At 73.1% G+C, this 25,792-nt stretch carries 25 protein-coding genes; 14 read left to right on the top strand and 11 right to left on the bottom strand.

Annotated elements, in window-relative coordinates:
- Positions 1-7: 7 nt before the first annotated feature.
- Positions 8-1,234, bottom strand: a complete 1,227-nt coding sequence (locus tag ACWG52_RS21520) for an amidohydrolase family protein (protein ID WP_453125641.1) — start codon at positions 1,232-1,234, stop codon at positions 8-10.
- 131 nt (positions 1,235-1,365) lie between these two features.
- Here ACWG52_RS21520 and ACWG52_RS21515 point away from each other — a divergent pair, with 131 nt between their 5' ends.
- The 4 genes from ACWG52_RS21515 to ACWG52_RS21500 all read left to right on the top strand — a co-directional run bounded on the left by ACWG52_RS21515 (position 1,366) and on the right by ACWG52_RS21500 (position 6,453).
- On the top strand, positions 1,366-4,545 hold the full coding sequence (locus ACWG52_RS21515) for a BTAD domain-containing putative transcriptional regulator (protein ID WP_453125639.1): 3,180 nt from the start codon (positions 1,366-1,368) through the stop codon (positions 4,543-4,545).
- A gap of 178 nt (positions 4,546-4,723) precedes the next feature.
- On the top strand, positions 4,724-4,924 hold the full coding sequence (locus tag ACWG52_RS21510; protein ID WP_375937217.1) for a hypothetical protein: 201 nt from the start codon (positions 4,724-4,726) through the stop codon (positions 4,922-4,924).
- Between the two features lie 147 nt (positions 4,925-5,071).
- Positions 5,072-5,803: a class I SAM-dependent methyltransferase gene (locus tag ACWG52_RS21505; protein WP_390168266.1), complete on the top strand. Its 732-nt coding sequence runs from the start codon at positions 5,072-5,074 to the stop codon at positions 5,801-5,803.
- 77 nt (positions 5,804-5,880) lie between these two features.
- Positions 5,881-6,453 carry a Uma2 family endonuclease gene (locus ACWG52_RS21500; RefSeq protein WP_389816402.1) on the top strand — a complete coding sequence of 191 codons (573 nt, stop codon included), beginning with the start codon at positions 5,881-5,883 and terminating at the stop codon, positions 6,451-6,453.
- A gap of 6 nt (positions 6,454-6,459) precedes the next feature.
- Here the strand turns inward: ACWG52_RS21500 and ACWG52_RS21495 are convergent, their stop codons facing one another.
- The gene (locus ACWG52_RS21495; protein ID WP_390140651.1) at positions 6,460-8,106 is read right to left on the bottom strand and encodes a FadD3 family acyl-CoA ligase; all 1,647 of its coding nucleotides are present in this window, start codon (positions 8,104-8,106) and stop codon (positions 6,460-6,462) included.
- Between the two features lie 95 nt (positions 8,107-8,201).
- Here ACWG52_RS21495 and ACWG52_RS21490 point away from each other — a divergent pair, with 95 nt between their 5' ends.
- The 3 genes from ACWG52_RS21490 to ACWG52_RS21480 are packed head-to-tail and all read left to right on the top strand — an operon-like array spanning position 8,202 to position 10,610.
- Positions 8,202-9,353, top strand: coding sequence for a lipid-transfer protein (locus tag ACWG52_RS21490; RefSeq protein WP_375937205.1), 1,152 nt, complete (start codon positions 8,202-8,204; stop codon positions 9,351-9,353).
- A 7-nt stretch (positions 9,354-9,360) separates the two neighbouring features.
- Complete coding sequence (locus ACWG52_RS21485; protein WP_453125635.1) at positions 9,361-9,837, top strand: Zn-ribbon domain-containing OB-fold protein; 477 nt, start codon at positions 9,361-9,363, stop codon at positions 9,835-9,837.
- Complete coding sequence (locus ACWG52_RS21480) at positions 9,834-10,610, top strand: enoyl-CoA hydratase/isomerase family protein (protein ID WP_453125634.1); 777 nt, start codon at positions 9,834-9,836, stop codon at positions 10,608-10,610. The genes ACWG52_RS21485 and ACWG52_RS21480 overlap by 4 nt, the downstream gene beginning before the upstream one ends.
- A gap of 9 nt (positions 10,611-10,619) precedes the next feature.
- On the opposite strand, the gene ACWG52_RS21475 is transcribed toward ACWG52_RS21480, so the two are convergent.
- Positions 10,620-11,234, bottom strand: coding sequence for a hypothetical protein (locus ACWG52_RS21475; protein WP_453125633.1), 615 nt, complete (start codon positions 11,232-11,234; stop codon positions 10,620-10,622).
- A 163-nt stretch (positions 11,235-11,397) separates the two neighbouring features.
- Between ACWG52_RS21475 and ACWG52_RS21470 the strand changes: the two genes are divergently transcribed.
- Positions 11,398-11,856, top strand: a complete 459-nt coding sequence (locus tag ACWG52_RS21470) for a hypothetical protein (protein WP_389816415.1) — start codon at positions 11,398-11,400, stop codon at positions 11,854-11,856.
- Between the two features lie 230 nt (positions 11,857-12,086).
- Positions 12,087-13,370 (top strand): DUF6193 family natural product biosynthesis protein, encoded by a 1,284-nt coding sequence (locus ACWG52_RS21465; RefSeq protein ID WP_390168258.1) that lies wholly within the window; start codon positions 12,087-12,089, stop codon positions 13,368-13,370.
- 85 nt (positions 13,371-13,455) lie between these two features.
- Here the strand turns inward: ACWG52_RS21465 and ACWG52_RS21460 are convergent, their stop codons facing one another.
- The 3 genes from ACWG52_RS21460 to ACWG52_RS21450 form a co-directional block, all read right to left on the bottom strand.
- Positions 13,456-13,953 carry a peptidylprolyl isomerase gene (locus ACWG52_RS21460; RefSeq protein ID WP_389816421.1) on the bottom strand — a complete coding sequence of 166 codons (498 nt, stop codon included), beginning with the start codon at positions 13,951-13,953 and terminating at the stop codon, positions 13,456-13,458.
- Between the two features lie 68 nt (positions 13,954-14,021).
- A complete protein-coding gene (locus ACWG52_RS21455) occupies positions 14,022-16,424 on the bottom strand; it encodes an outer membrane protein assembly factor BamB family protein (protein ID WP_389816424.1) in 2,403 nt (800 codons plus the stop codon).
- 300 nt (positions 16,425-16,724) lie between these two features.
- Positions 16,725-17,519 carry a VOC family protein gene (locus tag ACWG52_RS21450; protein WP_389816426.1) on the bottom strand — a complete coding sequence of 265 codons (795 nt, stop codon included), beginning with the start codon at positions 17,517-17,519 and terminating at the stop codon, positions 16,725-16,727.
- Between the two features lie 308 nt (positions 17,520-17,827).
- On the opposite strand from ACWG52_RS21450, the gene ACWG52_RS21445 reads away from it, so the two are divergent.
- The gene (locus tag ACWG52_RS21445; RefSeq protein WP_030013555.1) at positions 17,828-18,475 is read left to right on the top strand and encodes a TetR family transcriptional regulator; all 648 of its coding nucleotides are present in this window, start codon (positions 17,828-17,830) and stop codon (positions 18,473-18,475) included.
- A gap of 55 nt (positions 18,476-18,530) precedes the next feature.
- Here ACWG52_RS21445 and ACWG52_RS21440 read toward each other — a convergent pair whose 3' ends face one another.
- Positions 18,531-19,004: a nitroreductase family deazaflavin-dependent oxidoreductase gene (locus ACWG52_RS21440; RefSeq protein WP_390140639.1), complete on the bottom strand. Its 474-nt coding sequence runs from the start codon at positions 19,002-19,004 to the stop codon at positions 18,531-18,533.
- Positions 19,004-20,302 (bottom strand): acyl-CoA dehydrogenase family protein, encoded by a 1,299-nt coding sequence (locus ACWG52_RS21435; RefSeq protein WP_390168256.1) that lies wholly within the window; start codon positions 20,300-20,302, stop codon positions 19,004-19,006. Before ACWG52_RS21435 ends, ACWG52_RS21440 begins: the two co-directional genes overlap by 1 nt.
- A 131-nt stretch (positions 20,303-20,433) precedes the next feature.
- Here ACWG52_RS21435 and ACWG52_RS21430 point away from each other — a divergent pair, with 131 nt between their 5' ends.
- Positions 20,434-21,711, top strand: a complete 1,278-nt coding sequence (locus tag ACWG52_RS21430; protein ID WP_390168254.1) for a thiolase C-terminal domain-containing protein — start codon at positions 20,434-20,436, stop codon at positions 21,709-21,711.
- Between the two features lie 28 nt (positions 21,712-21,739).
- On the opposite strand, the gene ACWG52_RS21425 is transcribed toward ACWG52_RS21430, so the two are convergent.
- Complete coding sequence (locus tag ACWG52_RS21425) at positions 21,740-21,946, bottom strand: DUF4287 domain-containing protein (protein ID WP_389816436.1); 207 nt, start codon at positions 21,944-21,946, stop codon at positions 21,740-21,742.
- 211 nt (positions 21,947-22,157) lie between these two features.
- On the opposite strand from ACWG52_RS21425, the gene ACWG52_RS21420 reads away from it, so the two are divergent.
- Entirely contained in the window at positions 22,158-22,841 is a 684-nt protein-coding gene (locus ACWG52_RS21420) for a pyridoxine/pyridoxamine 5'-phosphate oxidase (protein WP_389816439.1), read from the top strand.
- 10 nt (positions 22,842-22,851) lie between these two features.
- Here ACWG52_RS21420 and ACWG52_RS21415 read toward each other — a convergent pair whose 3' ends face one another.
- Together ACWG52_RS21415 and ACWG52_RS21410 are read right to left on the bottom strand one after the other, a co-directional pair.
- On the bottom strand, positions 22,852-23,277 hold the full coding sequence (locus ACWG52_RS21415; RefSeq protein WP_389816442.1) for a Zn-ribbon domain-containing OB-fold protein: 426 nt from the start codon (positions 23,275-23,277) through the stop codon (positions 22,852-22,854).
- Positions 23,274-23,726, bottom strand: coding sequence for a hypothetical protein (locus ACWG52_RS21410; RefSeq protein ID WP_033226811.1), 453 nt, complete (start codon positions 23,724-23,726; stop codon positions 23,274-23,276). The genes ACWG52_RS21415 and ACWG52_RS21410 overlap by 4 nt, the downstream gene beginning before the upstream one ends.
- 193 nt (positions 23,727-23,919) lie before the next feature.
- Between ACWG52_RS21410 and ACWG52_RS21405 the strand changes: the two genes are divergently transcribed.
- Positions 23,920-25,119 (top strand): flavin-containing monooxygenase, encoded by a 1,200-nt coding sequence (locus tag ACWG52_RS21405; protein WP_453125627.1) that lies wholly within the window; start codon positions 23,920-23,922, stop codon positions 25,117-25,119.
- A gap of 44 nt (positions 25,120-25,163) precedes the next feature.
- Complete coding sequence (locus tag ACWG52_RS21400; protein WP_453125626.1) at positions 25,164-25,562, top strand: SCO4225 family membrane protein; 399 nt, start codon at positions 25,164-25,166, stop codon at positions 25,560-25,562.
- Positions 25,563-25,792: the final 230 nt, after the last annotated feature.

The raw sequence follows: 25,792 nt of genomic DNA, 5'->3' as shown, positions 1-25,792 counted from the left end.
CGCGGGCTCATGCCCCCGGTCCCGCCCACAGGCCGTCGGGCGTGAGCCCGAGCAGGTCGATCGCGTTGCCGCGCACGATGCGGTCCACCACGTCCGGCGCCAGGTGGCCCATCTGGCTCTCGCCGACCTCGCGGGACTTGGGCCAGGTGGAGTCGGAGTGGGGGTAGTCGGTCTCGTAGAGGACGTTGCCGACGCCGATCGAGTCGAGGTTCTTCAGGCCGAAGGCGTCGTCGAAGAAGCAGCCGAAGACGTGCTCGGCGAACAGCTCCGACGGCGGGTGCAGCACCTTGTCCGCGACTCCGCCCCAGCCCCGGTTCTCCTCCCAGACGACGTTCGCGCGCTCCAGGATGTACGGGATCCAGCCGATCTGGCCCTCCGCGTACATGATCTTCAGGTTGGGGAAGCGCTCGAACTTGCCGCTCATCAGCCAGTCGACCATCGAGAAGCAGCAGTTGGCGAAGGTGATGGTGGAGCCGACCGCGGGCGGCGCGTCGGCCGAGGTGGACGGCATGCGCGACGAGGAGCCGATGTGCATGGCGATGACCGTGCCGGTCTCGTCGCACGCCTCCAGGAAGGGGTCCCAGTCGTCCGTGTGGATGGAGGGGAGGCCCAGGTGCGGGGGTATCTCGGAGAACGCGACCGCGCGCACCCCGCGCGCGGCGTTGCGGCGGACCTCGGCGGCGGCCAGGCGGGCGTCCCAGAGCGGGACGAGGGTGAGGGGGATGAGGCGGCCCCGGGCGTCCGGGCCGCACCACTCCTCGACCATCCAGTCGTTGTAGGCCCGCACGCCGAGGAGTCCCAGCTCACGGTCCTTGGCCTCGGTGAACGTCTGGCCGCAGAAGCGGGGGAAGGTCGGGAAGCAGAGGGCCGACTGGACGTGGTTGACGTCCATGTCCGCGAGCCGGTCGGGAACCGAGAAGGACCCGGGGCGCATCTGCTCGTAGGTGATGACTTCCAGTTTGATCTCGTCGCGGTCGTACCCGACAGCGGTGTCGAGGCGGGTGAGCGGCCGGTGCAGGTCCTCGTACACCCACCAGTCGCCGATGGGGCCGTCGTCGCCCTTGGCCCCCATCACGGGGGCGAACTTCCCGCCGAGGAAGGTCATTTCCTTCAACGGGGCGCGGACGACGCGGGGACCGATGTCGCGATACCGGGACGGGAGCCGGTCCCGCCAGACGTGCGGGGGCTCCACCGTGTGGTCGTCCACCGAGATGATCTTCGGGAAGGTCTCCATGACCTATACGGTAGCGCTGATCTGACGAACCGTCAGCTAGTTGGCCGGTGATCGGTCATGTACGGGCTGACGTGTACGCGCGATACAGGGCAGACTGACCCTTACACCGACGGAAGGCAGGGGGACGACAGATGGACGGCGTACCGGCCATCCCGAGCCCGCGGAAACATCCCGAGGCCCGTACGGCTGCCGTCGTACCCGAAGTCGGCCCGGGGACGACCCCCGCACGCGCGACCCGCGCACCCGCGGCCGGCGCCCCGACCGACTCCGCCACGAGCACCACCGCAGGCACCACCGGAACCACCGGCACCACCGCAGGCACCACCACCGGACCCACCAGCACCACCGGATCCACCGCGGGCAGGGACGCCACCGCCCCGGGCCCCGCCGGCAGCCTCGGCCCCGGCGAGTCCCGGTTCGCCGTCCTCGGGCCCGTCCGCGCCTGGCGCGGCGCCGAGGTCCTGCCCTCCGGCACCCCCCAGCAGCGCGCCCTGCTCGCCGTACTCCTGCTGCGCGACGGCCGCACCGCCACCGCGCCCGAACTCATCGACGCCATCTGGGGCGAGGACCCGCCGCAGCAGGCCCTCGCCACCATCCGCACGTACGCCTCCCGGCTGCGCAAGGTCGTCGCCCCCGGCCTCCTCGTCACCGAGTCCGGCGGCTACGCGATCCGGCTGCGCTCCACCGCCACCCTCGACCTCGGCGTGGCCCGCAGCCTCGCCGCCGACGCCGAGGCGGCCCGGACGGCCGGCGACCGCTCCCTCGCCCGTACGCTCCTGACCCGCGCCCTCGGCCTCTGGGAGGGCGAGCCCCTCGCCGGCGTCCCGGGCCCGCACGCGGAGACCGAGCGCATCCGGCTCGCCGAGTGGCGCCTGCAACTGCTGGAGACCCGCCTCGACCTCGACCTGGAGGTCGGCCAGCACGCCGAGGCCGTCTCGGAGCTCACCGCCCTCACCGCCGCCCACCCGCTGCGCGAACGCCTGCGCGAGCTGCTGATGCTCGCCCTCTACCGCAGCGGCCGGCAGGCCGAGGCCCTCGCCGTCTACGCCGACACCCGCCGGCTCCTCGCCGACGAGCTCGGCGTCGACCCCCGCCCGGAACTGGCCGCGCTCCAGCAGCGCATCCTCAATGCCGACGCCGATCTCGCCCGCGCGGAGGACCCGGCCCCGGCCGCCGCGACCGTTCATGTGAGGCCCGCCCAATTGCCTGCGACCGTCCCCGACTTCACCGGCCGCGCCAGCTTCGTCGACGAGCTCGGCACCATCCTGTCCGGTGGCGCCCTGGACCAGGTGATGGCCGTCTCCGCGCTCGCCGGCATCGGCGGCGTCGGCAAGACCACCCTCGCCGTGCACGTGGCCCACGCCGCCCGCCCGCACTTCCCCGACGGCCAGCTCTACGTCGACCTCCAGGGCACCGAGGCCCGCCCCGCCGAACCGGAGGCCGTCCTCGGCTCCTTCCTGCGCGCCCTCGGCACCCCCGACACGGCCATCCCCGACTCCCCCGCCGACCGGGCCGCGCTCTACCGCTCCATCCTCGACGGCCGCCGCGTCCTGGTCCTCCTCGACAACGCGCGCGACGCCGCCCAGGTCCGACCGCTGCTGCCGGGCACCGCCGGCTGCGCCGCCCTCGTCACCAGCCGGGTCCGCATGGCGGGCCTCGCCGGGGCCCATCTCGTCGACCTCGACGTGATGAGCCCCGAGGAAGCCCTCCAGCTCTTCACCCGGATCGTCGGCGAGGAACGCGTACGCGCCGAACGCCAGGCCGCCCTCGACGTCGTCGGCGCCTGCGGCTTCCTGCCGCTCGCCATCCGCATCGCCGCCTCCCGGCTCGCCGCCCGCCGCACCTGGACCGTCTCCGTCCTGGCCGCCAAGCTCGCCGACGAGCGCCGCCGCCTCGACGAGCTCCAGGCCGGCGACCTGGCCGTCAAGGCCACCTTCGAGCTCGGCTACGGCCAGCTGGAGCCCGCCCAGCAGCGCGCCTTCCGCCTCCTCGGCCTCGCCGACGGCCCCGACATCTCGCTCTCGGCGGCGGCGGCCGTGCTCGACCTGCCCGAGTACGACACCGAGGACCTCCTGGAGGCCTTAGTCGACTGCTCCCTGCTCGAATCCGCCGCTCCCGGCCGCTACCGCTTCCACGACCTCGTACGCCTCTACGCGCGTGCCTGCGCCGAGCGTGACGAGCAGCCGCCGAGCGGATGCGAGGCGGCCCTGGACCGGCTGCTCGACTTCTACCTGGCCACCGCGTCCGGGGTCTACGCCCTGGAACGCCCCGGCGACCGACTGCCCGCGCACCTGTCCGACACCCACTACCCCGGGCTGGTCTTCGCCGAGCCGCGGGCCGCCCTGGACTGGCTGTACGCCGAGGCAGACCCGCTGCTGGCGTGCGTACGGCAGGCCGCCGTCCGCGGCGGCGAATCGCTGGTCCTTCGCCGGGCCGTGGACCTGCTGTGGGCGGCGAAGGACCTCGCCGAGTCCGGGGCCAACTCCCGGCAGTACGAGTCCGCCGCCGTCGCCCTGCGCGACGCGGGCCAGGCCGCGAAGGACCCGTACGCCGAGGGCCGCGCCCGCACCACCCTCACCAACGTCCATCTGGTCGCCGGCCGCTTCGCCGAGGCCGACGACGAGGCCGCCCGGGCCACCGTGCTCGCGCGCGAGGCCGGCGACCCGCTGCCCATGTGCTGGGCCCCCAACGACCGCGGGATCATCGCCCTCTACGAGGGCCGGCACGCGGACGGCGAGCGCTACCTGCTGCAGGCCATCGAGTGCTTCCGCGCCGACGGCAACAACGTCGGCGAGGCCAGCGCCCTGTGCAACCTCTCCCGCATCCACGTGGAGTTGGGCCGACTGCCCAGCGCCATAGACCTGGCCCAGCAGGGCATCGCCATCTACGACCGGATGGGCCTGAGCCTGCGCCTGGCCAACGGCCGCTACGCGCTCGGCATCGCCCTCACCCAGGCGGGCCGGCTCGGCGAGGCCCTGGCGCAGCTCGCCGAGGCGCTGTCGCTGTTCCACGAGAACCGCCAACCGCTGTGGGAGGGCGTGACGCACTTCCGGCTCGCCGAGGCCCACCTGGCGGCGCGCCGGCCCACCCTGGCCGCCTCGCACGCCGAGCAGGCCATCGCACTGCGCGGGATCGGCGGGGAATGGCGCCGGGCGACGGTCCTGACGGTGCTCGGCAAGGCACTGCGGCGGCTGGGGCAACGGGACCGCGCGCGGGCCTGCTGGCGGGACGCGGAGGCCGTGTTCACGCAGCTGCGATCGGCCGAACTGGGCGAGGTTCAGGCCCTGTTGGCCTCGGAGGTCGCGGCCTGAGCTGCGGGGACACCGGTTGAACGCGGCGTTCATCGTTCGTTTATCGCCGTCCGACACGATAGGTGCATCGACCCGGCGCCTCGGGGGAGCATCCGGGCCGGTTGGTGGACTACCCGTTCGGCGGTCATCGGGGGAATCGCCGAACGGGCCCAGCCCTACCCATTCATCAGGAGATTCGATGACGACGAACGAGAACCTCAAGCCGCTCGACAACCACGCCTCGGGCGTCGATATCGAGACCCTGGACAACCACGCCTCGGGCATCGAGATCAAGCCGCTGGAGAAGACCGAGGACCCGGCTGCGGCTCCGGTCACGCCGCCGGTCGCGGGCGAGGAGATCCGGACGCTGGACAACCACGCGTCCGGTCCGCGCCCGTAGCACGCGCAAGACGTACGGGGGAACCACGGGGGAGTACGGGGAACAACGGGGGAACAACGGGGGAACGGCGGTCGCGGTGGCCCGGAGGGGGAGCCACCGCGGCCGCCGTACACGTGTGTGCGCGACCCCGAGGCATAGGCTGGGAGCGTGTTCTCCTCCCACGGGCCGAGCGTCCGCGAACTGGCAGTGCAGGGCCTCTCCTCGGTGGAGCGGGGCTACGACCTCCTCGCGCCGAAGTTCGACCACACCCCCTTCCGCACCCCGGACCGGATGCTCGACGCGGTCGAGGAGACGCTCGCCCAGGTGGCGGGCGGCTTCGACACCGGCCTGGACGTGTGCTGCGGCACGGGCGCCGGGATCGACATGCTGCGCCGGCTGTGCCGGGGCCGGGTGACGGGCGTCGACCTCAGCGCGGGCATGCTGGCGGAGGCCGGCCGCCGGTACGGCGCGGACGCCGGGCGCGTGGACTTCGTACGGGCCGACGCGCGGGCCCTGCCGGCCGCCCTCGCGGACACGTACGACCTGGCGGTCAGCTTCGGCGCCTTCGGCCACTTCCTCCCGAAGGAGCGGCCCGCGCTCTTCTCCGGGATCCACGCCGCACTGCGCGAGGGCGGTGTCTTCGCCTTCCCGATCGGCGCCCCGCTGCCGCTCGGCTCCCCGGTGTGGTGGGCGACGACGGGCTTCGACGCGGCGATGCGGGTCCGCAACGCGGTGTGGCGTCCCCCGTTCGTCATGTACTACCGGACCTTCCCGCTGGGCCCGGTCCGCGAGGACCTCCGCGCGGCCGGCTTCACGGTGGAGACGGTCCCCCTGACCCACTTCGGCCGCCGCCCGGACGGCACCCCCCGCTGGCGCCTGCTCCTGGCCCGCCGCCGGTAGCGTGATCGCGCCGCCGTTTCCCGGTACGCGGGGGTGCCGCCGAGTAGGCTGAATCAGAGCACCCCCTGGAGGACACCATGGCCGCCGAGCTCCCCGAATGGATGCTCCCGCCCCGCCCGAGCGGCTGGGAAGCGGACGACCTCGATCACCTGCCCCAGGCTCCCCGGCACACCGAGCTCATCGACGGAGCGCTGATCTTCATGATGTCCCCGCAGCGGTCCTGGCACTCCCGGCTCGTGGAGAACCTGACCTTCGCCCTGCGGCAGGCGGCACCTGAAGGCATCGAGGTCGAACGGGAGATGACCGTACGGCTCGACCGGAAGAGTCGCCCGGAACCGGACATCCTGGCTGCGGCCGTCCCCTACGACCCGGACCGTACCCGCTACCTCCCCGACGAGGTGGTTCTGGTGATCGAAGTGGTGTCCGAGGAGTCGGTGGACCGCGACCGGTCCATCAAGCCCTTCAAGTACGCCCAGGCGGGAATCCCCCACTTCTGGCGTGTCGAGGACGAGACGACCGGGCCCGCCGTCCACGTCTACGAGCTGGACACCGTGACCCGGTCCTACGTCCCGACCGGAATCCACCGGGAGTGGCTCAAGGTGGCGGTCCCGTTCGCCGCGACCGTCGATCTGGGCGGCCTCGTCCCCTGAACCTACTCAGCGGACGCGCAGTTCGCGCTTGAGGATCTTGCCGCTCGCGTTGCGGGGAAGTTCCGTCACGAACTCCACCGCGCGCGGCACCTTGTAGTTGGCCATCTCGCGGCGGGACCAGGCGATCAGGTCGTCCGCGGTCAGGGTGGAGCCGGGGCGGCGGACCGCGTAGGCCTTGCCGACCTCGCCGAGACGCGGGTCCGGGATGCCGATCACCGCGACGTCCGCGATGTCCGGGTGGAGGCCGAGGAGTTGCTCGATCTCGGCGGGGTAGGCGTTGAACCCGCCGACGATGAACATGTCCTTGATCCGGTCGGTGATGCGCAGGTTGCCGTCCTCGTCCAGGTACCCGACGTCGCCGGTGTGCAGCCAGCCCTCCGGGGTGATCGCGCGGGCGGTCTCCTCGGGGTCCTCGAAATAGCCCCGCATGACGTGGTGGCCGCGGACCGCGACCTCGCCCGGCTGCCCGGTCGGCCGGGGGTGCCCGTCCGCGTCCAGGATCACCACCTCGGTGTCCGGGATGGCCCGGCCGGAGGTGGCGGAGACGGTCTCCGCGGGGTCGTCGCGGCGGCACATGGTGACGATGCCACTGGCCTCGGAGAGCCCGTACGCCGTGAGGACGGTGGCGATGCGCAGCTCGCCGCGCAGCCGTTCGACGAGCCGCAGCGGGACGACGGCCGCGCCGGTGACGACCAGCCGCAGGGCGGAGAGGTCGTGGTGGCCGCGCTGGGGGTGGTCGAGGAGCGACTGGTGGAGGGTGGGCGGCCCGGGGAGTACGGAGATCCGCTCGGCGGCGACGTTCGCGAGGACGGTGTCCACGTTGAAGACGGACTGCGGGACCATCGTGGCCCCGCGCATCAGGCAGGCGATGATCCCCGCCTTGTAGCCGAAGGTGTGGAAGAAGGGGTTCACGATCAGGTAGCGGTCGCCCTCGCGCAGTCCGGCGAGCTCGCACCACACGTCGTAGCAGCGCAGGGACTGGGCGTGGGTGATGACCGCGCCCTTGGGGCTGCCGGTGGTGCCGGAGGTGAAGATGATGTCGGAGGGGGACTCGGGGCGGATGGCCTCGGCGCGTTCGCGGACCGCCGCGGCCGGTACGCCGTCCCCGCCCGCCAGGAAGTCCTTCCAGGTGCGGAAGGAGTCGGGGGCGTCGTCGGCGAGGACGACGACCTGTTCCAGGTTCGGCAGTCCCGGCAGCGGGCCGCCGCCCGGGCCTTCGGCCGCGGCGCGGCGCAGGGAGGCGACGTAGGAGGTGCCGAGGAAGGTGCCGGTGACGAAGAGCAGCCGGGCCCGGCTGCGCTCCAGGACGTACGCGGCCTCCGCGCCCTTGAAGCGGGTGTTGAGGGGGACGAGCACCGCGCCGGCCGAGACGGCGCCGAGGGCGGAGACGATCCATTCCAGGGTGTTGGGGGCCCAGACGGCGACCCGGTCGCCGGGTTCGATCCCGGCGGCGAGGCAGGCGGCGGCGGCTCGCTCGACGCGTTCGCCGAGCTGCGTGTAACTGATCCGGGTGCGCCCGTCGACGACGGCCTCGCGGTCGGCGTACCGTGCCGCTGCCGCCCGCACGAGCTGCGCGATGCTGCCCCAGCGCAGATCCCCGCGCGGGTCCTCGCCTACGTCCTCGTGCCGGTCGTCGCGCCCGTCGTCGCCCATTGCGTGCCACCTTCCCGCGGACCCAGTAGCTGACTATCCGTCAGATTAGCTGTAGCCTTCGCGGCTGTCAGTACTGGCGCACCCCGGAGGTGGCGATGGCGGCAACGCTCAAGGACGCGACGGCGATAGTCGGCATCGGGCAGACCGCCTTTGCCAAACGGCTGCCGCAGTCCGAGAAGGAACTGGCCTGCCGAGCCATCCTGGCGGCCCTCGCCGATGCCGGTATCGACCCCGGCGAGGTCGACGCCTTCGCCTCCTACACGATGGAGGAGACCGACGAGGTCGAGGTCGCCAAGGCCATCGGCGCCGGCGACGTCACCTTCTTCTCCAAGATCGGCTACGGCGGCGGCGGTTCCTGCGCCACCGTCGGCCACCTCGCCTCCGCCGTCGCCACCGGCCAGGCCACCGTCGGCGTCGCCTGGCGCTCCCGCAAGCGCGGCTCCGGCCCCCGCCCCTGGAAGAACACCGCCGTCCAACTGCCCACCCCCGGGCAGTGGACCAGACCCTTCGGACTGCTGCGGCCCGCCGACGAGATCGGCATGCTCGCCCGCCGCTACATGCACGAGTACGGCGCCACCCGCGACCACCTCTTCAACGTCGCCATGGCCTGCCGCAACCGGGCCAACGCCAACCCGGCCGCGATGATGTACGAACGCCCGCTGACCCGCGAGATGTACATGACCTCCCGCATGATCAGTGACCCGCTCTGCCTCTTCGACAACTGCCTGGAGACCGACGGGGCACTGGCCTGCGTGATCGTCTCCGCCGAGCGCGCCCGCGACTGCCGGCAGAAGCCCGTCTACGTCCACTCCGTCGCCCAGGGCCTGCCCGCCCAGCACCACGGCATGGTCAACTACTGGAACGACGACCCCCTGTCCGGCCCCGCCTGGACCGCCGCCCGCCACCTGTGGAAGCAGGCCGACTTCGGGCCCCAGGACGTGGACGTCGCCCAGATCTACGACGCCTTCACCCCGCTGATCCCGCTCTCCCTGGAGGGCTACGGCTTCTGCGGCCGCGGCGAGGGCGCCGCGTTCACCGAGGGCGGCGCCCTGGAGATGGGCGGCCGGCTCCCCATCAACACCGGGGGCGGCGGCCTGTCCGAGGCGTACGTGCACGGCTTCAACCTGATCAACGAGGGCGTCAAGCAGCTGCGCGGCGTCTCCACCGCCCAGGTTCCGGACGCCGCGACCTGCCTGGTGACGGCGGGCGAAGGCGTCCCGACGTCCGCGATCCTGCTGAGGAGCTGACCGACCGATGACCACCGCACCCGAAGCCGCCGCGTCCGAAGCCGCGTCCGCGGACGCGCTGCTCCTGCCCGTCCCCGACGAGGACGGCGCCCCCTTCTGGGAGTACGCCGCCCGGGGTGAGCTCCGCGTCCAGGCATGCGCCGCCTGCGGCCGCCTGCGCTTCCCGCCCCGCCCCTGCTGCCCGCACTGCCGGTCCTTCGACAGCGAGTGGCGCCGCATGAGCGGCCGCGGCCGCATCTGGTCCTACGTACGCCCGCACCCGCCGCTGCTGCCCGCCTACGCCGCGCAGGCCCCGTACAACGTGATCCTCGTGGAGCTCGCCGACGCCCCGCACATCCGGCTCGCCGGGAACCTGGTGACCTCGGCCGACGCCCCGCTCGACTCGGTGGACCCGGCCCGGCTGCGGATCGGCGTCCGGGTGCACGTGGTCTTCACCGAGACGGGCGGCATGGCCGTGCCCCGCTGGGTCCTAGAGAAGTCATGACCGTGCGGGTGGAACGGGACAAGGCGACCGGGGTCGCCGTCGTCACGCTGGACCGGGTCGACCGGCACAACGCCGTCGACCTGGAGACGGCCGCCGAACTGAGCGCGGTGTGGCGGGAGTTCCGGTTCGCCGAGGAGGTACGGGCGATCGTGCTGACCGGCGCCGGAGCAGCCGCGTTCTGCACGGGCATCGACCGCGGCGTCGACGTGCCGCAACCCGCCTCGCCCTACTCCGCCGACGACCCTCTGATCGCGATCGGCCCGAAGTCCTGCGACCTGTGGAAGCCGGTGATCGCCGCCGTCAACGGCATGGCCTGCGGCGGAGCCTTCTACCTGCTGGGCGAGTCGGAGTTCCTCATCGCCTCCGAGACGGCCACCTTCTTCGACCCGCACACCACCTACGGGATGGTCAGCGCGTACGAGGCCGTGTACATGGCGCAGCGCATGCCCTTCGGCGAGGCCGCCCGGATGTCCCTGATGGGCACGGCCGAACGGCTCTCCGCACGAAGGGCGTACGAGATCGGCCTGGTCTCGGAGCTGGCCGGGCCGGACGGGCTGCTCCCGGCGGCCCTGCGGGCGGCCGAGACCCTGGCCGACTTCCCGACGGAGGCCGTGCAGGGCACCGTACGGGCCCTGTGGTCGGCGAAGCAGGCCGCCCTCCAGCAGGCCCTCGCCCAGGCCCCGGCGCTGATCGCGCTGGGGAACCTGCCGCCGGAGCGGCAGGCGGAGCTGTTCGGCTCCCGGCGGCCGGGCACGGAGTTCAGGCTGCGCTGACGTCAGGCCTCAGGGCTTGCGCGTGGACTTCGGGCCCGGCTTCTTCGGGGCGGACGTGGCACCGGGCGCGGGCGTGGGCCTGGAGCCGCCCGAGGTGGTGGTCCGGGCCGGGCCCGGCGTCCCGCTGTCGGACGATTCGACGGGCCGGTCGAGCCGGCACGCGGTGACCTCGCCGGCCCGCGCGACCTCCGCGAGCGGAACGCTCACCACGCGGCTCTCGCGGGCGCCGAGGGTCTCCTCGACGACGGTCGACTCGACGGTGGCGCCGTTCGCACCCTCCCGGTACAGGTTCACCGCGAAGGTCGCCCTGTGGTCCACGTTCGAGGTGATCCGGACCGTGGTGACCGGCGGGGTGGCACCGACGCAGGTGACCACGACGGCCGTGGCCGGGGCACCGCTCGCACGAGCGGAGGGCGCCGCGGTGGCCGTGGCCGTGCTGTTGCCGCCGCCGTGGCTCTTGTTCCTGCTCTTGGAGCTGGAGCACCCACCACCGCTGCCATTCTTGCTCTTGCTCTTGCCGCTGCTCCCGCTGCCGCTGCTCCCGCCGTGCGACGAGAACCCGGTCAGCGCGAGCACGACGCCCACCAGCACCGCGGTGAACCTGATACGACGTCCAGCCATCATGGCCCGAACCCCTCCCCGTTGGACAAACGGCGTCACGCTACCAGCCGAAGCACGCCACGTAAGCAAAACATAAGGACCATTCCCCGCCGGAACCGTCCCGGGTGCGGGCCGCGGGGCCCGGAGGTAGCGTCGGCAACGAGATCCCTCTCCCGGAAGGCCGGGCATGCTCCGCAACGTACTCGGCTCCCTGATGGGTCTGATCGGAGCGGCGGCCGCCGTCCGGAGCCCCTTCCGTGCCTGGTACGACGGCCGTCACGGGCGCGACTACGGCATCCAGGAGCTCTTCACCCCCGCCGGGATCACCGGCCACACGCCCACCCTGATGACCTCGATCCTGCTCCCGTACCTCTTCGCCGCGGTCCTCACCCTGTGCGCGGTGCTGCTCCGCTCGCGGCTGCTGATGGCACTGGCGGGGCTGGTCGTCCTCGGCTTCACGATCCTGTGGATGGTCCGCCAGGGCCAGGCCGTGGGCAGCCTCTCGGTGGGCGGCGACGGCCGGGGCCTCGGTGACGGCCTCGCCAACGCCCTCGGCGCGGGCGCGCTGATCCTCCTGGGGGCGGCGGTCATGTCCGGCCGCCCCACCCCCCGCACCCGCCCCCTCCCCCCGACGACGCCCGCCTAGGCCCGGTGGTCGCGGAGAGTGGCTCGGCCGTCACCACAGATCGCCTGAGCGAACGAGCACACGGAATCCGAGCGGCGACGGCCGTGTCACCACGCTCGACGAGGCCCTGCCCCATTTCACCGGGGCCGTCATCGTCGCGCGCAAGATCCGCCCCCAAAGGGATCCCGAGCACGGGACCGAGTCCGTCGTCTGCCGCTCGTGTTCCGCGCTCCTCGACCGGCTCGGTATCGATGTCCTCCACGACGAGTGACGTCGACGTCCTGACCGCCGCCGGCTGGTTTCCCGGGAGGGACGCCGCCGGCCCTGCCATGCGGGCGATCCTCGAGGCCCGCGCGGTGGTGGATCCGCGTGTCGGAGGGACGGGTCGGGAAGTGTTTCCGGCCGCCCGGGAGGCGTTGCGCGCCTATCACGGCCTGCTGGTCCGGCCCTCGGGCCCCGGGCTGGACGTCGCGCCGACCGGGGCGGTCGTGGACCCGCGCGAGGCCGCGTACAGCGTGGGCTGCTTCCACCACCTCGGCGCGGAACTCGGTGTTCTGCTGTTCCCCTTCGGGCGGACCGACGCCGACGCCCCGCTCGCCGTCGATGAGCTCGGCCGTCTGTTCAGCGTGGACCACGGCGGCGCCCGGCTGCTCGGCGAGAGCGTGGCCGAGGGTCTGACCTCGCTCGCGCGGGGGCGGATGCCCGTACGCGTCACAGCTCGGCGGGAGGCATGGACCCGCGGGCCGCTGCCCGCCGAGGACCTCCTGCTCGAAGCGGTCGGGGCCGCGCTGACAGCCGTCTACGTCCTGCACCGTCACGGCGCGTACAGTGCCCGCGCCGTCCGGCTGCGCGCCACCACCCTGCGCGGGCTCGGTGCACTCGCCCTCGACCGGGTCTTCCCGCTGCCGGGAGGATCACTGGAGGCCGCCGCCGTTCCTCTGGTGCGGGACATGGCACGGGCGCTGGCGGCCGAGGGCGTCCGCACCGAGGGCACCGAGCTTCAACTGTCCGTGCCGCCGCCGCCCGCCGTCACCGGGCCGCCCGCGACCTTCGCGTGGGCCCTGACCGTGGGCGCTTCCGCAGCCCACCCGTCCACGGCCGACCTCACCCTCACCGCCGGCGCGGGAGCCTCCGTCGGCGAAGCCGCCGCAACCTTCGACGCCTGCGTCGCGGACCTCGTCCGCCCGACCGCGGCGGAGATCGTGGCGACCGCCTGGCGGACCGTCCTCGACCACGGGCCGGACCGGGTCGATCCGGCCGTGCCGCGGGCCGCGTACGTCCATCCGACGCTGCGCGAGCTGTTCCCCGCCGTCAGCCACGGCGTGCTGTACCTCAGCCGTTGCACCGAGTTCCCGTGGACCCTGGACATCGGTACCGCCTTCCCGCAAGCCGGCGGCGGCTACCGGGTACGCCGGCAGTCCGACGACACGCTGCTCGGCGTGACGGACACGGTGGAGGAGGCCTACCGCCTGATCGCCGCGCACCTCCCCGAGGGCTGCGGGCCGGCGATCGGCGGGACCGCGAACGACCTGTGACCTCGCCGAAGGCCCGCCCGGACATGGCGGCGGCCCCGGCCCCCCGGAGGGGGCGGGGCCGACCGGCCGTGCTGGCGGGTGGGGATCAGGCGGCGTCGACGACGCCGGAGGCCGAGATCTCGACCTTGCCCTTGGGGGCGCCGGACTGGGAGCCCAGGGCCTCGATCTGGTCCACGAGCTCCTGGCCCGAGACGACCTCGCCGAAGACGACGTGCTTGCCGTCGAGCCACGAGGTGACGACCGTGGTGATGAAGAACTGCGAGCCGTTGGTGTTGCGGCCGGCGTTCGCCATCGACAGCAGGTACGGGCGGTCGTGCTTCAGCTGGAAGTTCTCGTCCTCGAACTTCTCGCCGTAGATGCTCTTGCCACCGGTGCCGTTGTGGTTGGTGAAGTCACCGCCCTGCAGCATGAACTGGGGGATGACGCGGTGGAAGCCCGAGCCGGCGTAGCCGTAGCCGTTCTGGCCGGTGGCCAGCTCACGGAAGTTGCGCGCCGTCTTCGGGACGACCTCGTCGAAGAGGTTGAAGACGATGCGGCCGGCGGGGGCGCCGTTGATGGTGATGTCGAAGTAGACGTTGCTCATGGGGTCCATCCTGTCACTCCCGGTGCGGTGCGCTACCCGGCGGGGCCGTAGCCCCGCCTCCGGGCAGGTCAGCCGCTCGTACGGGTGCCCGTCCCCTTCGCCGCGTCCAGGGCGTACACGCAGCGGTCCTTGCTGCATGCGTAGACCACGCCCGCGTCCGCCACCGGGGCGCCCGTGATCTCTCCGCCCGTGGCCAGCTTCCAGCGCAGCTGGCCGCCCGCCGCGTCCAACGTGTACAGGCAGTGGTCGGCCGAACCGAAGTGCACCCGGCCGTCCGCGACCGCCGGCAGGCCGGTGATCTCGCCGCCCGCCGCGAACCGCCACTTCGGGGTGCCGGTGACCGCGTCGAGCGTGTACAGCGCGCTGCCCGCGCCCAGGTGGACGTTGCCGTTGGCGACCACCACCGGGTCCGCGGACTGGCGGCCCTCCGTCGCGATCCGCCAGCGGTCCTGGCCGGTCGCCGCGTCGAGGGCGTAGACCGTGCCCAGGTAGTCGACGAGGTAGACCCCGCCGCCCGTGACGGCCGCGCCCGGCGCGAACGCCGGGGGCGCCAGGAAGACCGCGGGGGCCTCGAAGTGCCAGCGGACCCGGCCCGAGGCCCGGTCCACCGAGATGACCCGGGTGCCGGCCGCGACGTACACGTTGCCGTCGGGGGCCGGCGTGACCCGGACGGGCACGTTCCCGCAGGAGGCCGCGTCGCCGATCGGGTAGGACCAGGACTCACGGCCGGTACGGGCGTCCAGGGCGCGCAGTCGGGCGTCCTGCCACACGTACACCGTGCCGTCGTGGAGGACGGGGGCCGCCTCCGGGGTCTCGAAGTCGCTCTGCGCTCCGGTCAGCTCCCACAGCTTGTGGCCGTTGGAGGCCTCCCGGCCCTGTACGCCGCCGCCGCGCGTGGCGGTGACGACCGTGCCGCGTTCGGCGCGCAGCGCGTACACCCAGGCGTCGGTGGACAGCCGCCACCGCTCGGAGCCGTCGCCGGCGTCGAGCGCGAAGAGGGAGGGGCCGTCGGAGGCGTGGATCCGGCCGTCGGTGACCGCCATGGACCAGGCGACGTCGCGGGTCTTGAACTGGCGGCGGCCGCTCGCCACGTCCAGCGCGTGGACCTCGAAGGAGGTCACGTACAGCAGGTTCCCGGCGACGGTCGGGGTGCCCCACACCTCGTTGGACATGCGGAAGCGCCACGGCCGCCAGCGGCCGCTGTCCGGGGACGGGGCGGGGCTCGGTACGGGCTGCACCGCCGAGGGGGTGGCCACCGATCCGCCGGGCGGGCGGATCCAGCCGGTCGCCGAGTCCGCGGCGGCGGACGAGGCGTGCGCGGCCGGGGCCGCGACGCTCGCGCGCGGGCCGGGCCCGATCGGCACGGGCGAGCCGCCCAGGCGCACCGGCTCGCCCGAGGGCACCGGGGACATCGGCGGGTGGTGCGGGCGCTGCGGGACGGCCTGACCGGTACGCGGGTCCACCCACGAGTCGGCGCCGCGCGGCCGGCGGTGCGTGACGGCCTCGGAGGCCGCCCCGCGGCCCCCGGAGGCCGGTCCGGGCGCCGGCACCGCGGGAAGGGGCGTGGGCGGGGTGCGGTGCCCCGCGCGCCGGGCCTCGATCATCGCGACGGCCCGGGCGGGCAGCCACGCGGAGGCGGTGCCGCTGTCGTCACCGCCGTCGAAGAGGTGCGGGGCGAGCTGCGCCTGCAGGTCGGCCGGGGTGGGCCGGAGCGTGGCGTCCATCTGCATGCAGGACTCGATCAGCGGCCGCAGTTCGGCGGGCAACCCCTCCAGGTTGGGCCCCTCGCGCAGCAGCATGAAGACCGTCTCCACCGGGTTCGCCCCGTGGTACGGCGGGTGTCCGGTGGCGGCGAAGACGAGGGTGGAGCCGAGCGAGAAGACGTCCGACGCGCCCTTGACGCTGCGCGAGTCCTTGGCCTGCTCGGGCGACATGTAGGCCGGGGTGCCGACGGCGACGTTCGTCATGGTCAGACGGGTGTTGGAGACCCCGCTCGCGATACCGAAGTCGATCACGCGCGGGCCGTCCTCGACGACGAGCACGTTGGACGGCTTCAGGTCGCGGTGGACCAGGCCGGCGCCGTGGATGGACTGCAGGGCCTCGGCGATGCCGGCGGCGAGCCACCGTACGGCCTGGGCGGGCATGGGCCCGCACTCGTTGACGATCTCCTCCAGGGAGGGCGCCGGGACGTACGCGGTCGCCAGCCACGGCACGGCGGCACGCGGGTCGGCGTCGACCACGGCCGCGGTGTAGAAGCCCGACACGGCGCGGGCCGCCTCCACCTCGCGTGTGAAGCGGACGCGGAAGAGCTGGTCCTCGGCGAGCTCGGTGCGCACCGTCTTGATCGCGACCCGCCGTCCGGACGCGGACCGCGCGAGATAGACCAGCCCCATGCCGCCGGCGCCGAGCCGTCCCAGCACCTCGAAGGGGCCGATCCGTCTCGGGTCGTGCTGCGTCAGCTGCTCCACCACTCGCCTCCACACCTCCCCGTACGGGCCACTCAGCGGGCCCGCTTCCACCGGCACGGGGCCCTGCCCCGTGCAGCGTCTCACTCCGGGCGCCGCCCGGGTCGAGCAACCCCGATTCTGTCAGGCCCGGACCGGGTCCGGCCCCGGCACGTCGAGCAGGGCGGTGTGATCTGCTCGTCGATCTTTCCGGAACCGGGGCGATCCGGGCCACGCGGCCCGGCCGACGGGAGCTCGGTCGGCAGGAAGCCCGGTCGGCACCGGGCCCGGGTCGGTCACGGGCCCGGGTCGGTCACGGGGCGTCCGTCACGCGTCCGGCTTCGTGCGGGGTTCCGAGAGCAGGCCGAAGACCGCCCCTTGGTTGTCGGCGACGACCGCGATCCGCCCGTAGGGGGTGTCGAAGGGGTCGGCGGTGACCCGCCCGCCGAGCCGCTGCACGGTGATGACCGACTGATCGCAGTCCGGCACGGCGAAGTAGGCGAGGAAGTGCGCGGGCATGGCCTCGGGGAAGGCGTCGGTGATCAGGCTGCGGCCGAGGACGGCGGTGTCCGTGCCGGGCGCGCTCCCGGGCGGGGACCAGATGCGGTACTCGACGCCGGCGTCGTCCTGGTCCTGCGGGACGTAGCCGAAGACCTTGGCGTAGAAGGCGTCGACGGCGTCGCGGGCCCGCGTGTAGACCTCGCTCCAGCAGTACGTGTACGGCTCCTGCTGGGCGTCGAAGCCGTGGTGGGTGCCCGGTTGCCACAGGCCGAAGACGGCGCCGCCGGGGTCGGCGGCCATGGCCGCGGTGCCGTACGGGCCGACCGGCATCGGGTCCATCACCATCTGGCCGCCGGCGGCGCGGATGCGCTGGGCGCAGGCGTAGGCGTCGGTGGTGTAGAGGTAGATCCCCCAGACGGTGGGCATGCGGCCGTCGGGCTTGGGGGCGAGGGCGGCGACGTTGCGGCCGCGGCTGTAGGCCTGGGTGTAGTGGCCGTACTCGGCGCCCGCGCCTTCGGCGAAGGTCCACCCGAAGAGCTCACCGTAGAAGCGCTTGCCCGCCTCGACGTCCGGAAGCGAGGCGTCCACCCAGCAGGGTGCGCCTTCGACGAATGCGGCCATGGGCCCGTTTCCTTCCGTTGTGCGGGGGTGTGTACCCTCCCAACCCTCTCAGCCATGATCCGCCCGAATACTTGTCCACAGCCTGTTGATAAGACTATTCGGGGGAAACCTCGCGGAACCGGGCGACACGCCCGGGCCCCTGACCGGGGCCCGGACCCGGGCCCGGCAGGGGCGCGCGGGGCCTGACGCGCGTCCGAAATATGCCCCCACGGTCGCCCGGGACCGCCTTCCGCCCAGGCCAGGGACCCCGTAACCCCATTTGCAGGCGGCCGAATAGCGCGCCGATCACCCCTCGGTAAGCTGACGGCATGACAGGACAAGTACGCACCGTCGACGGGCGTGTCGCCGGCCGGCGCGGCCAGGCGACGCGGCAGAAGCTGCTCGACTGCCTCAGCGAGATGCTCAGCTCCTCGCCGTACCGCGACGTCAAAGTGATCGACGTCGCCCGCAAGGCCGGTACCTCCCCCGCGACCTTCTACCAGTACTTCCCGGACGTCGAGGGCGCCGTCCTGGAGATCGCCGAACAAATGGCCACCGAGGGCGCGCAGTTGACGTCGCTCGTCGAGGGCCGGACCTGGGTCGGCAAGTCAGGTTGGGCCGCCGCCGAGGAACTCGTCGAGGGTTTCCTGGAGTTCTGGCGCCGCAACGACGCGATCCTGCGGGTCGTCGACCTCGGCGCGGCCGAGGGCGACAAGCGCTTCTACAAGATCCGCATGAAGATCCTGAACTCGGTCACCAACTCCCTCACCGAATCGATGAAGGAGCTCCAGGCCAAGGGCAAGGTCGACAAGGACATCAGCCCCGCGGCGATGGCCGGCTCCCTGGTCGCGATGCTGGCCGCGGTCGCCTCGCACCAGAAGGGCTTCCAGACCTGGGGCGTCAAGCAGGCCGAGCTCAAGCCGAACCTGGCGCTGCTCGTCCACCTCGGCATCACGGGCAAGAAGCCCACGAAGTAGCGGCGGCCCCCGGACGCCCTCCAGGGGCCCGCCGACCACGCCCGATCGCCTGCGATCAGCGACGCTCCAGGCGGAACAACCGGATCTCGCGCTCGATGCGCGCCTGGTACGTCGCGTACGGCGGCCAGAACCTCAGCACCGCCTGCCACGCCTCCGCGCGTTCCTCACCCGCCAACAGCCGGGCCCGGACGGGGATGTCCCGGCCTTGCCAACTCACGTCCGCGTCCGGGTTCTTGAGCAGGTTCCCGGTCCATGCCGGGTGCCCGGGCCGGCCGAAGTTGGAGCCGATCAGGATCCACGTCGTCCCGCCCTCCTCCGGCATGCAGGCGAGCGGGGTCGTGCGCGGCTCACCGGTCTTGGCACCCTTGGCGGTGAGGATCACGCCCGGCAGCATCTGGGCGCTGAGGATGACCTTGCCGCGGGTCAGCTTGTGCACCGCCTTGTCCATGGCGGGGATGAAGTGCGGTGCGATCTTGGCGAAGAGCAGGGTCGAGGAGACCTTCTGCATCAGCTTGACGCCGGGAGCCATCAGACGGCCACCTTCTCCTGTGCGGGCGGGGGCGGGGGTGGGGACGTGCGCGGGGACGTGGAGGCGGGCGTCGGCGCGGGCGGGGGCGTGGCGGGAGATGCCGCCGGGGCCCCGACCGGAGCCGCGAACAGGCCCGCCCGGTCGGCGGCGTGCGCCCGCAGCCGGTGGACCGGGCCGAACAGCAACTCGTCGGCCGCCGCCCGCTTGAAGTAGAGGTGCGCGTCGTGCTCCCAGGTGAAGCCGATCCCGCCGTGCAGCTGGATCGCCTCGCCCGCGGTCACCCGTAGGGTCTCCAGGGCCTGCGCGAGCGCGAGGCCTCCCTGGTCCGGGTCCCAGGCGGCGTAGTAGACCGCCGAGCGGGCCGCCTGCACCCGCACGTACAGGTCGGCGAGGCGGTGCTTGACCGCCTGGAAGGAGCCGATCGCCCGGCCGAACTGCTCGCGCTGACGTACGTACTCCACCGTGCGGTCCAACGCCTGACCTGCCGCCCCGACCGCCTCGGCGGCCAGCACGGCCGCGGCGGTACGCCCGGTCGCGGCGAGCGCGCCGAGCACGTCCGCCCCTTCGTCGCCGAGCAAATCCGCCGGGACGTCCCGCAGTTCGATCCTGGCCTGCGGACGGGTCTCGTCCAGGACGGCCTGCCGGGACCGTACGAGCCCCGGCGCGTCCTCCCGTACGAGGAACAGCAGTGTGCGGCTGCGCGCGAAACCGCCGGTGTGCGCGGCGACGAGCAACAGCCCGGCGCTGTGCCCGTCGAGCACCTGGGCGGCCTCCCCGTACAACCGCCAGCCGCCACCGTGCCCGGCGGCGTCGGCGGTGACGGCCCGGGCCTGGACGCCGCCCGCGCGGCCGCCACCGGACCACTGCCCGGAGGGGTCCTCGCCGGTCAGCGCGAGGGCGGTGGCCAGCGCCGGGCCGCTGACGGCGAGGGCGGCGGTCAGCCCGCCCGTCGCCAGCGGCGGGAGCAGCGCGGAGCGCTGGGCGTCGCCGCCGAGGGCGGTGATCAGGGGCACGCACAGGGCGGCGGTGGCCAGCAGCGGCGAGGGCAGCAGCGCCCGCCCGGTCTCCTCGCAGGCCAGGACCAGGTCGGCGGGCGAGCAGCCGACACCGCCGTACTCCTCGGCGACGGCGATGCCCGGCAGCCCGAGCTGCCGGGCGAGCTGCTGCCAGAGCTCGCGGTCGTGTCCGGCGGCGGTGCGGACGGCGGCCTTGACCTCGTCGGGGCCGCAGCGTTTGCCCAGGATCTCGCGCAGGGTACGGCGTATCTCGTCCTGCTCCGCGGTGAAGGCGGCATCCATCGTCGGGCTCCTCCCCGTATCTGACGGGGCGTCATGTTAGGCCCGGCGGAGACAGATGCACAGGGGGCGGAGAGGGTGGATTGCAGGGCGGGGTCTAGCGTCTGACACTTCGTCAGATATACCGTCCCCTCATGCCTGGACCCACATCTGGACCCACATCTGGACCCATATCTGGACCCACAGCCGGTCCCCTGTCCGGACCCACGCCCGGAGCGGCGACCGGAGTGGCGAGCCGACCCGCGACCCGGCCCCGCCGGCGGGTCGCTGTCGTCGGCGTCGCCCTCTCGGACTGCGGCCGGGTCGACGGCCCCACCCCCTACGCCCTGCACGCGCAGGCGGCCCGCCGCGCCCTGGCCGACTCCGGCCTGGACCGCTCCGTCATCGACGGCTTCGCCTCGGCCGGCCTCGGCACACTCGCACCGGTCGAGGTGGCCGAGTACCTGGGCCTGCGCCCCACCTGGGTCGACTCCACCTCGGTCGGCGGCTCCACCTGGGAGGTCATGGCCGCCCACGCGGCCGACGCCATCGCCGCCGGGCACGCCGATGCCGTGCTCCTGGTCTACGGCTCCACGGCCCGCGCGGACATCAAGGCGCGGCGCCGCACGTCCAACCTCTCCTTCGGAGCGCGCGGACCTCTGCAGTTCGAGGTCCCGTACGGCCACACGCTGATCTCCAAGTACGCCATGGCCGCCCGCCGCCACATGCACGAGTACGGGACGACACTGGAGCAGCTCGCCTCCGTGGCCGTACAGGCCCGCGCGAACGCGGCAACGAACCCGGACGCCATGTTCCGCGACCCGATCACGGTCGAGGACGTCCTCGGCGGCGACATGATCGCCGACCCCTTCACCAAACTGCACTGCTGCATCCGTTCGGACGGCGGCTGCGCGGTGCTCCTGGCGGCGGAGGACTACGTACCGGACACCGCCAAGGCTCCCGTCTGGATCCTGGGAACGGGCACGTCCGTCTCCCACACCACCATGTCGGAGTGGGAGGACTTCACCGTGTCCCCGGCCGCCGTCTCGGGCCGCACCGCGTTCGAACGCGCCGGCCTCACCCCGGCGGACGTGGACCTCGCGGAGATCTATGACGCCTTCACCTACATGACCCTGGTGACCCTGGAGGACCTCGGCTTCTGCGCGAAGGGCGAGGGCGGGGCCTTCGTGGAGAAGGGGCGCCTGCTGCGCGACGGGGAACTCCCGGTCAACACCGACGGGGGCGGCCTCTCGGCCTGCCACCCCGGCATGCGCGGCCTGTTCCTCCTGGTCGAGGCGGTCCGCCAACTCCGCGGCGAGGCGGGGGCCGGCCAGGTCACCAAACCCGGCGGCCGCCTCCCGGAGGTCGCCCTGGCCTCGGGCACGGGCGGCTGGTTCTGCTCGTCGGGAACGGTCCTGCTGGGCCGGGGGTGATCGGCCCCCGCCCGGGGGGCGGGGGCCGCTACTCGCCCTCGGCGAGGGTGTGTGCGACGAGGGCGTTGGCGTGACCGTGGCCGAGGCCGTGCTCGGTCTTGAGCCACGCGACCAACTCCATGTGCTTGGTCAGCGGCGAGGACCGAATCAGGTCCTGCCACTCCCCGATCGGGCGTCCGTACTTCTTCTCGATCGAGGGGAAGTAGCCGGCGGGGCCCTTCACTGTCTCGGCCATGATGCGTGTCCCTCCGGGGGCGGTGCGGGTGTGTGGTGCGGTCTCGTAGGTATGACCGCGCCGGGAACGAGAACTCATCGGTGAGCCGATGGATTTCTTCGAGGGCCTCGGGGGGCGGGGCGGGGGCCGGCGGGGCGGGGTCGGATGACGCGCCGGCTCCCGCCGACCGATCCCCTGGCCCCTCGCCCCCGTCCTGCTGTTCCATGGGTTCATGAGCAGCGAAGACAGTCAGAGCGGTCCCGACGTGTTCCGTGCCACCCTGCACTCCCTGCGCGTGTGGGACTCCCCCTTGCCCGGCTTCGACACCGAGGCCGCCCCCGCCGAGCCCGTGGCGCTGTTCCGGGAGTGGTTCGTGCATGCCGCGCGGGCGGGGCAGTTGGAGCCGCACACCATGAGTCTGGCGACGGTGGACGGGCAGGGGCGGCCCGATGTGCGGACGTTGATGCTGCACGACGTCGACGCGCGCGGCTGGCACTTCGCCTCGCACGCCACCAGCGCCAAGGGTGTGCAGTTGGCCGGGCGGCCGGAGGCGGCGCTCGGGTTCTACTGGCCGAGCGTGGGCCGTCAGGTCCGTGTCCGGGGTCGGGTCACCGCCTGTGGGCCCGAGGAGAGCCGGGCGGACCTGGCGGTCCGCTCGCGCGGTGCGCTCGCCGCCGCGCTCACCGGCCGGCAGAGCGAGGTGCTCGCTTCCGTGGAGGAGCTGGCGCGGGTCTCGGCGGCGGCCTGGGAGCGGGCCGGAGCCGAGCCGGACGCGCCGGCTCCGACCTGGACGCGGTACGTACTGGACCCGGTCGAGGTGGAGTTCTTCCAGGGGGACGCCGCGCGCCGGCACGTCCGCCTGCGGTACTCCCGTACCGCGGGCGGATCCTGGGGCCGTGAGCTGCTCTGGCCCTGATCGTCGATCGTCAGCGCGGTGGCTCGGGCCGGAAGACCGCGACCCACACCCCGTCCGCGACCTCGCGGAAGGTGACCGTCAGTGGCATGCCGATGCTCAGGTCGGCCGCCTCGCAGTCCACCACCTCGGTCATCATCCGCGGGCCTTCGGCGAGGTCGACGACCGCCGCCGTGTAGGGGACGCGCGTGCCGAACGGCGGGAGGTCGTTGCGGTGGATCACCGACCACGTGTAGAGGGTGGCCCGGCCGCTCGCCGGCTCCCACGCCACGCGCTCCTCCCCCGCCCAGCAGAACGGGCAGAACTCGCGCGGGTAGTGGTGGGCCCGTCCGCAGTCGGCGCACCGCCGTAGCAGGAGCCGCCCCTCGGCCGCCGCGTCCCAGTAGGGGCGGGTGAACTCGTCGACCTCGGGGAGGTCGTACCGCGCGGTGCCGGTCACAGGAAGAGTCCGATCGCCGCGTCGAGGGACCAGGTCTGCCAGGACATGGCGAGGAGTGCGACGAGGGAGATGAGCGCCATCATCGCGTTCTGTCCCTGCTCGGCCCAGTCATGGATCATCAGGACCAGGTAGAGGAGGTTCAGGAGGAGTCCGCCGATCAGTGCGATCGGGGTGAGGAAGCCGAGGACGAGGCCGAGCCCTAGGGCGAGTTCCGCGTAGACGACGATGTACGCCATCGCTTTCGGCCGTGGTGCGACGACCAGCTCGAAGCCGCCCTTGACGAAGGTCCAGCGGTGTTTGCCGGCGACGTCGGCGGCCCAGGCGATGCCGGTGCCGCGCTCGAACCAGCCCTTCTTGTCCTTGTGCCGCCAGCTCTCCAGCCACCACAGGCCGAGGCCTATCCGGAGCACGGCGAGCCATTCGGCCCCACTGAGCCAGATGGTCTGCATCGGCGGCCCCCACCCCTCTCGCGATCGACGCGCACGCTCTATCTGACGGTACGTCAGTTCAGCGGATCCGGAGCGATCGCGCAAGGCCCCGGCCGGCCACCGGTCGCGGGGCCCGCGCGCCGTGATCGATCCGCAATCGATTCCCCGCCCGACCGAGACCCATGAACCCAGCGTGGCGATACGATCACACCTCATGCCCGGAGACCCCACAGCACCCGACATGACCACCCAGCCCCGCCCCGTGTACGTGATCGGGGCCGGCCCCGGCGGCCTCGCCGCGGCCGCCGCGCTGCGCGCCCGCGGGGTCCGCGCGGTGGTCGTCGAGAAGTCCGACGGGGTCGGCGCGTCCTGGCGGCGGCACTACGACCGGCTGCGCCTGCACACCACGCGCCGCCTCTCCGCCCTCCCGGGCCTGCCCATGCCGCGCCGCTTCGGGCGCTGGGTCTCCCGCGACGACGTCGTGCGCTATCTGGAGAAGTACGCCGAGTTCCACGAGCTGGAGCTGGTCACCGGGGTGGAGGTGACCCGGATCGAGCCTGCCGGCCCCGGCCCCGAGGGCGAGGGCGAGGGCGGCTGGATCCTGCACGCCAGTGGCGGCCGCGAACTGGCGGCCGCGGCCGTGGTCGTCGCGACCGGCTTCAACCACACGCCCGCGCTCCCCGACTGGCCGGGCCGGGACGCGTACGAGGGCCGGCTGCTGCACGCCCGCGAGTACCGCAACCCCCAGCCGTACGCCGGCCAGGACGTCCTCGTCGTCGGCGTCGGCAACACGGGCGCCGAGATAGCCGTGGACCTCGTCGAGGGCGGCGCGGCGCGGGTGCGGCTCGCCGTGCGCACCGCGCCGCACATCATGCGCCGCTCCACCGCCGGCTGGCCGGCCCAGCGCAGTGGGATCCTCGTACGCCGGCTGCCCGCGCGGCTCGTGGACCGGCTGGGCGCGCTCGTCGCGAAGGCCTCCGTACCGGACCTGTCGGCGTACGGGCTTCCGCGCCCGACCACCGGCCTGTACAGCAGGGTCAAGCAGGGGTCGATACCGGTTCAGGACGTCGGCCTGATCGACGCGGTGCGCGGCGGCAAGGTCGAGCCGGTGGCGGCCGTCGAGGCCTTCGACGGCGCCGAGGTGGTGCTCGCGGACGGCTCGCGGATCGCTCCGGACACGGTGATCGCGGCGACCGGCTACCGCCGGGCCCTGGAGGAGCTGGTCGGCCACCTGGGGGTGCTCGACGAGCGCGGCCGCCCGTGCACGCAGGGCGCCCGCTCCCCCGCGCAGGCCCCCGGCCTGTACTTCACCGGCTTCTCGAACCCCATCAGCGGCATGTTCCGCGAGATGGCGATGGACGCGGAGAAGATCGCCAAGGCGATCTCCCGGCGGTCCGGTGCGGGCGCCTCGTGAAGCCGCCCGGCTCGAACGCCCCGGCCCGGATCCGGGAGGCGGCCGTGACCGCGTGGAGCGAGCCGCTGTCCCGGTGCTACCTGGTGCTGCTCACGGTGTGCGCGGTGTGGTCCATGGCCGGCGGTGTCGGGCTCGGCGAGGACGGCCGGCTGGTCCGCACCATCGCGGTGGTGCTGACCCTGCCCTGGCTCCTCGTCGTGCACCTTTTCCTCGTCGTCACCCAGATCGACACCTGGCTGCTCGGCTACGGCCTCTACTTCGAGTCGCCCGCCTGGCTCTTCGAGCCGCTGTGGGTGCTCTACTGCCTGACCGCCGGACTGCTGAACGCCCGGCTGCTGGCCCGTATATCGCGCTCGACGCGGGAGGCGGGATCCGCGCCGTGGTGGGTTCCGATGTTCACCGTGCTCTTCTTCACCGGGATGTTCGCCCTCTGGCACGCCTGAGCCGTCGCGGACGGCCGGCGACCGGAACCGGCCGGCCGCCGGTCGGGCGCCCGGTCCGCCGCCGGGTCGGCCGAATCGCGCCCTGGACCGGCGCCCGCGGGATCTGTCACCGTTCACTTCACCACACCACCTCCACACCTTTCCCGCGCAGCCCTGTTCCTGACGGCACGTCAGTTCAGTAATCTGACTACACGTCAGTTATCGAGTTCCATCGAGGTTCATCGAGCAGG

It is taken from the genome of Streptomyces sp. CLCI03 (assembly GCF_053615355.1).
The sequence above is the reverse complement of the archived record's forward strand: the minus strand, read 5'-3'. Positions and strand labels throughout refer to the sequence as shown.

Coding starts and splice junctions, on each gene's coding strand:
- ACWG52_RS21520 (WP_453125641.1), bottom strand. CDS start 1,234: ATGGAGACCTTCCCGAAGATCATCTCGGTGGACGACCACACGGTGGAG.
- ACWG52_RS21515 (WP_453125639.1), top strand. CDS start 1,366: ATGGACGGCGTACCGGCCATCCCGAGCCCGCGGAAACATCCCGAGGCC.
- ACWG52_RS21510 (WP_375937217.1), top strand. CDS start 4,724: ATGACGACGAACGAGAACCTCAAGCCGCTCGACAACCACGCCTCGGGC.
- ACWG52_RS21500 (WP_389816402.1), top strand. CDS start 5,881: ATGGCCGCCGAGCTCCCCGAATGGATGCTCCCGCCCCGCCCGAGCGGC.
- ACWG52_RS21495 (WP_390140651.1), bottom strand. CDS start 8,106: ATGGGCGACGACGGGCGCGACGACCGGCACGAGGACGTAGGCGAGGAC.
- ACWG52_RS21490 (WP_375937205.1), top strand. CDS start 8,202: ATGGCGGCAACGCTCAAGGACGCGACGGCGATAGTCGGCATCGGGCAG.
- ACWG52_RS21485 (WP_453125635.1), top strand. CDS start 9,361: ATGACCACCGCACCCGAAGCCGCCGCGTCCGAAGCCGCGTCCGCGGAC.
- ACWG52_RS21480 (WP_453125634.1), top strand. CDS start 9,834: ATGACCGTGCGGGTGGAACGGGACAAGGCGACCGGGGTCGCCGTCGTC.
- ACWG52_RS21475 (WP_453125633.1), bottom strand. CDS start 11,234: ATGATGGCTGGACGTCGTATCAGGTTCACCGCGGTGCTGGTGGGCGTC.
- ACWG52_RS21470 (WP_389816415.1), top strand. CDS start 11,398: ATGCTCCGCAACGTACTCGGCTCCCTGATGGGTCTGATCGGAGCGGCG.
- ACWG52_RS21465 (WP_390168258.1), top strand. CDS start 12,087: ATGTCCTCCACGACGAGTGACGTCGACGTCCTGACCGCCGCCGGCTGG.
- ACWG52_RS21460 (WP_389816421.1), bottom strand. CDS start 13,953: ATGAGCAACGTCTACTTCGACATCACCATCAACGGCGCCCCCGCCGGC.
- ACWG52_RS21450 (WP_389816426.1), bottom strand. CDS start 17,519: ATGGCCGCATTCGTCGAAGGCGCACCCTGCTGGGTGGACGCCTCGCTT.
- ACWG52_RS21445 (WP_030013555.1), top strand. CDS start 17,828: ATGACAGGACAAGTACGCACCGTCGACGGGCGTGTCGCCGGCCGGCGC.
- ACWG52_RS21440 (WP_390140639.1), bottom strand. CDS start 19,004: ATGGCTCCCGGCGTCAAGCTGATGCAGAAGGTCTCCTCGACCCTGCTC.
- ACWG52_RS21435 (WP_390168256.1), bottom strand. CDS start 20,302: ATGGATGCCGCCTTCACCGCGGAGCAGGACGAGATACGCCGTACCCTG.
- ACWG52_RS21430 (WP_390168254.1), top strand. CDS start 20,434: ATGCCTGGACCCACATCTGGACCCACATCTGGACCCATATCTGGACCC.
- ACWG52_RS21425 (WP_389816436.1), bottom strand. CDS start 21,946: ATGGCCGAGACAGTGAAGGGCCCCGCCGGCTACTTCCCCTCGATCGAG.
- ACWG52_RS21420 (WP_389816439.1), top strand. CDS start 22,158: ATGAGCAGCGAAGACAGTCAGAGCGGTCCCGACGTGTTCCGTGCCACC.
- ACWG52_RS21410 (WP_033226811.1), bottom strand. CDS start 23,726: ATGCAGACCATCTGGCTCAGTGGGGCCGAATGGCTCGCCGTGCTCCGG.
- ACWG52_RS21405 (WP_453125627.1), top strand. CDS start 23,920: ATGCCCGGAGACCCCACAGCACCCGACATGACCACCCAGCCCCGCCCC.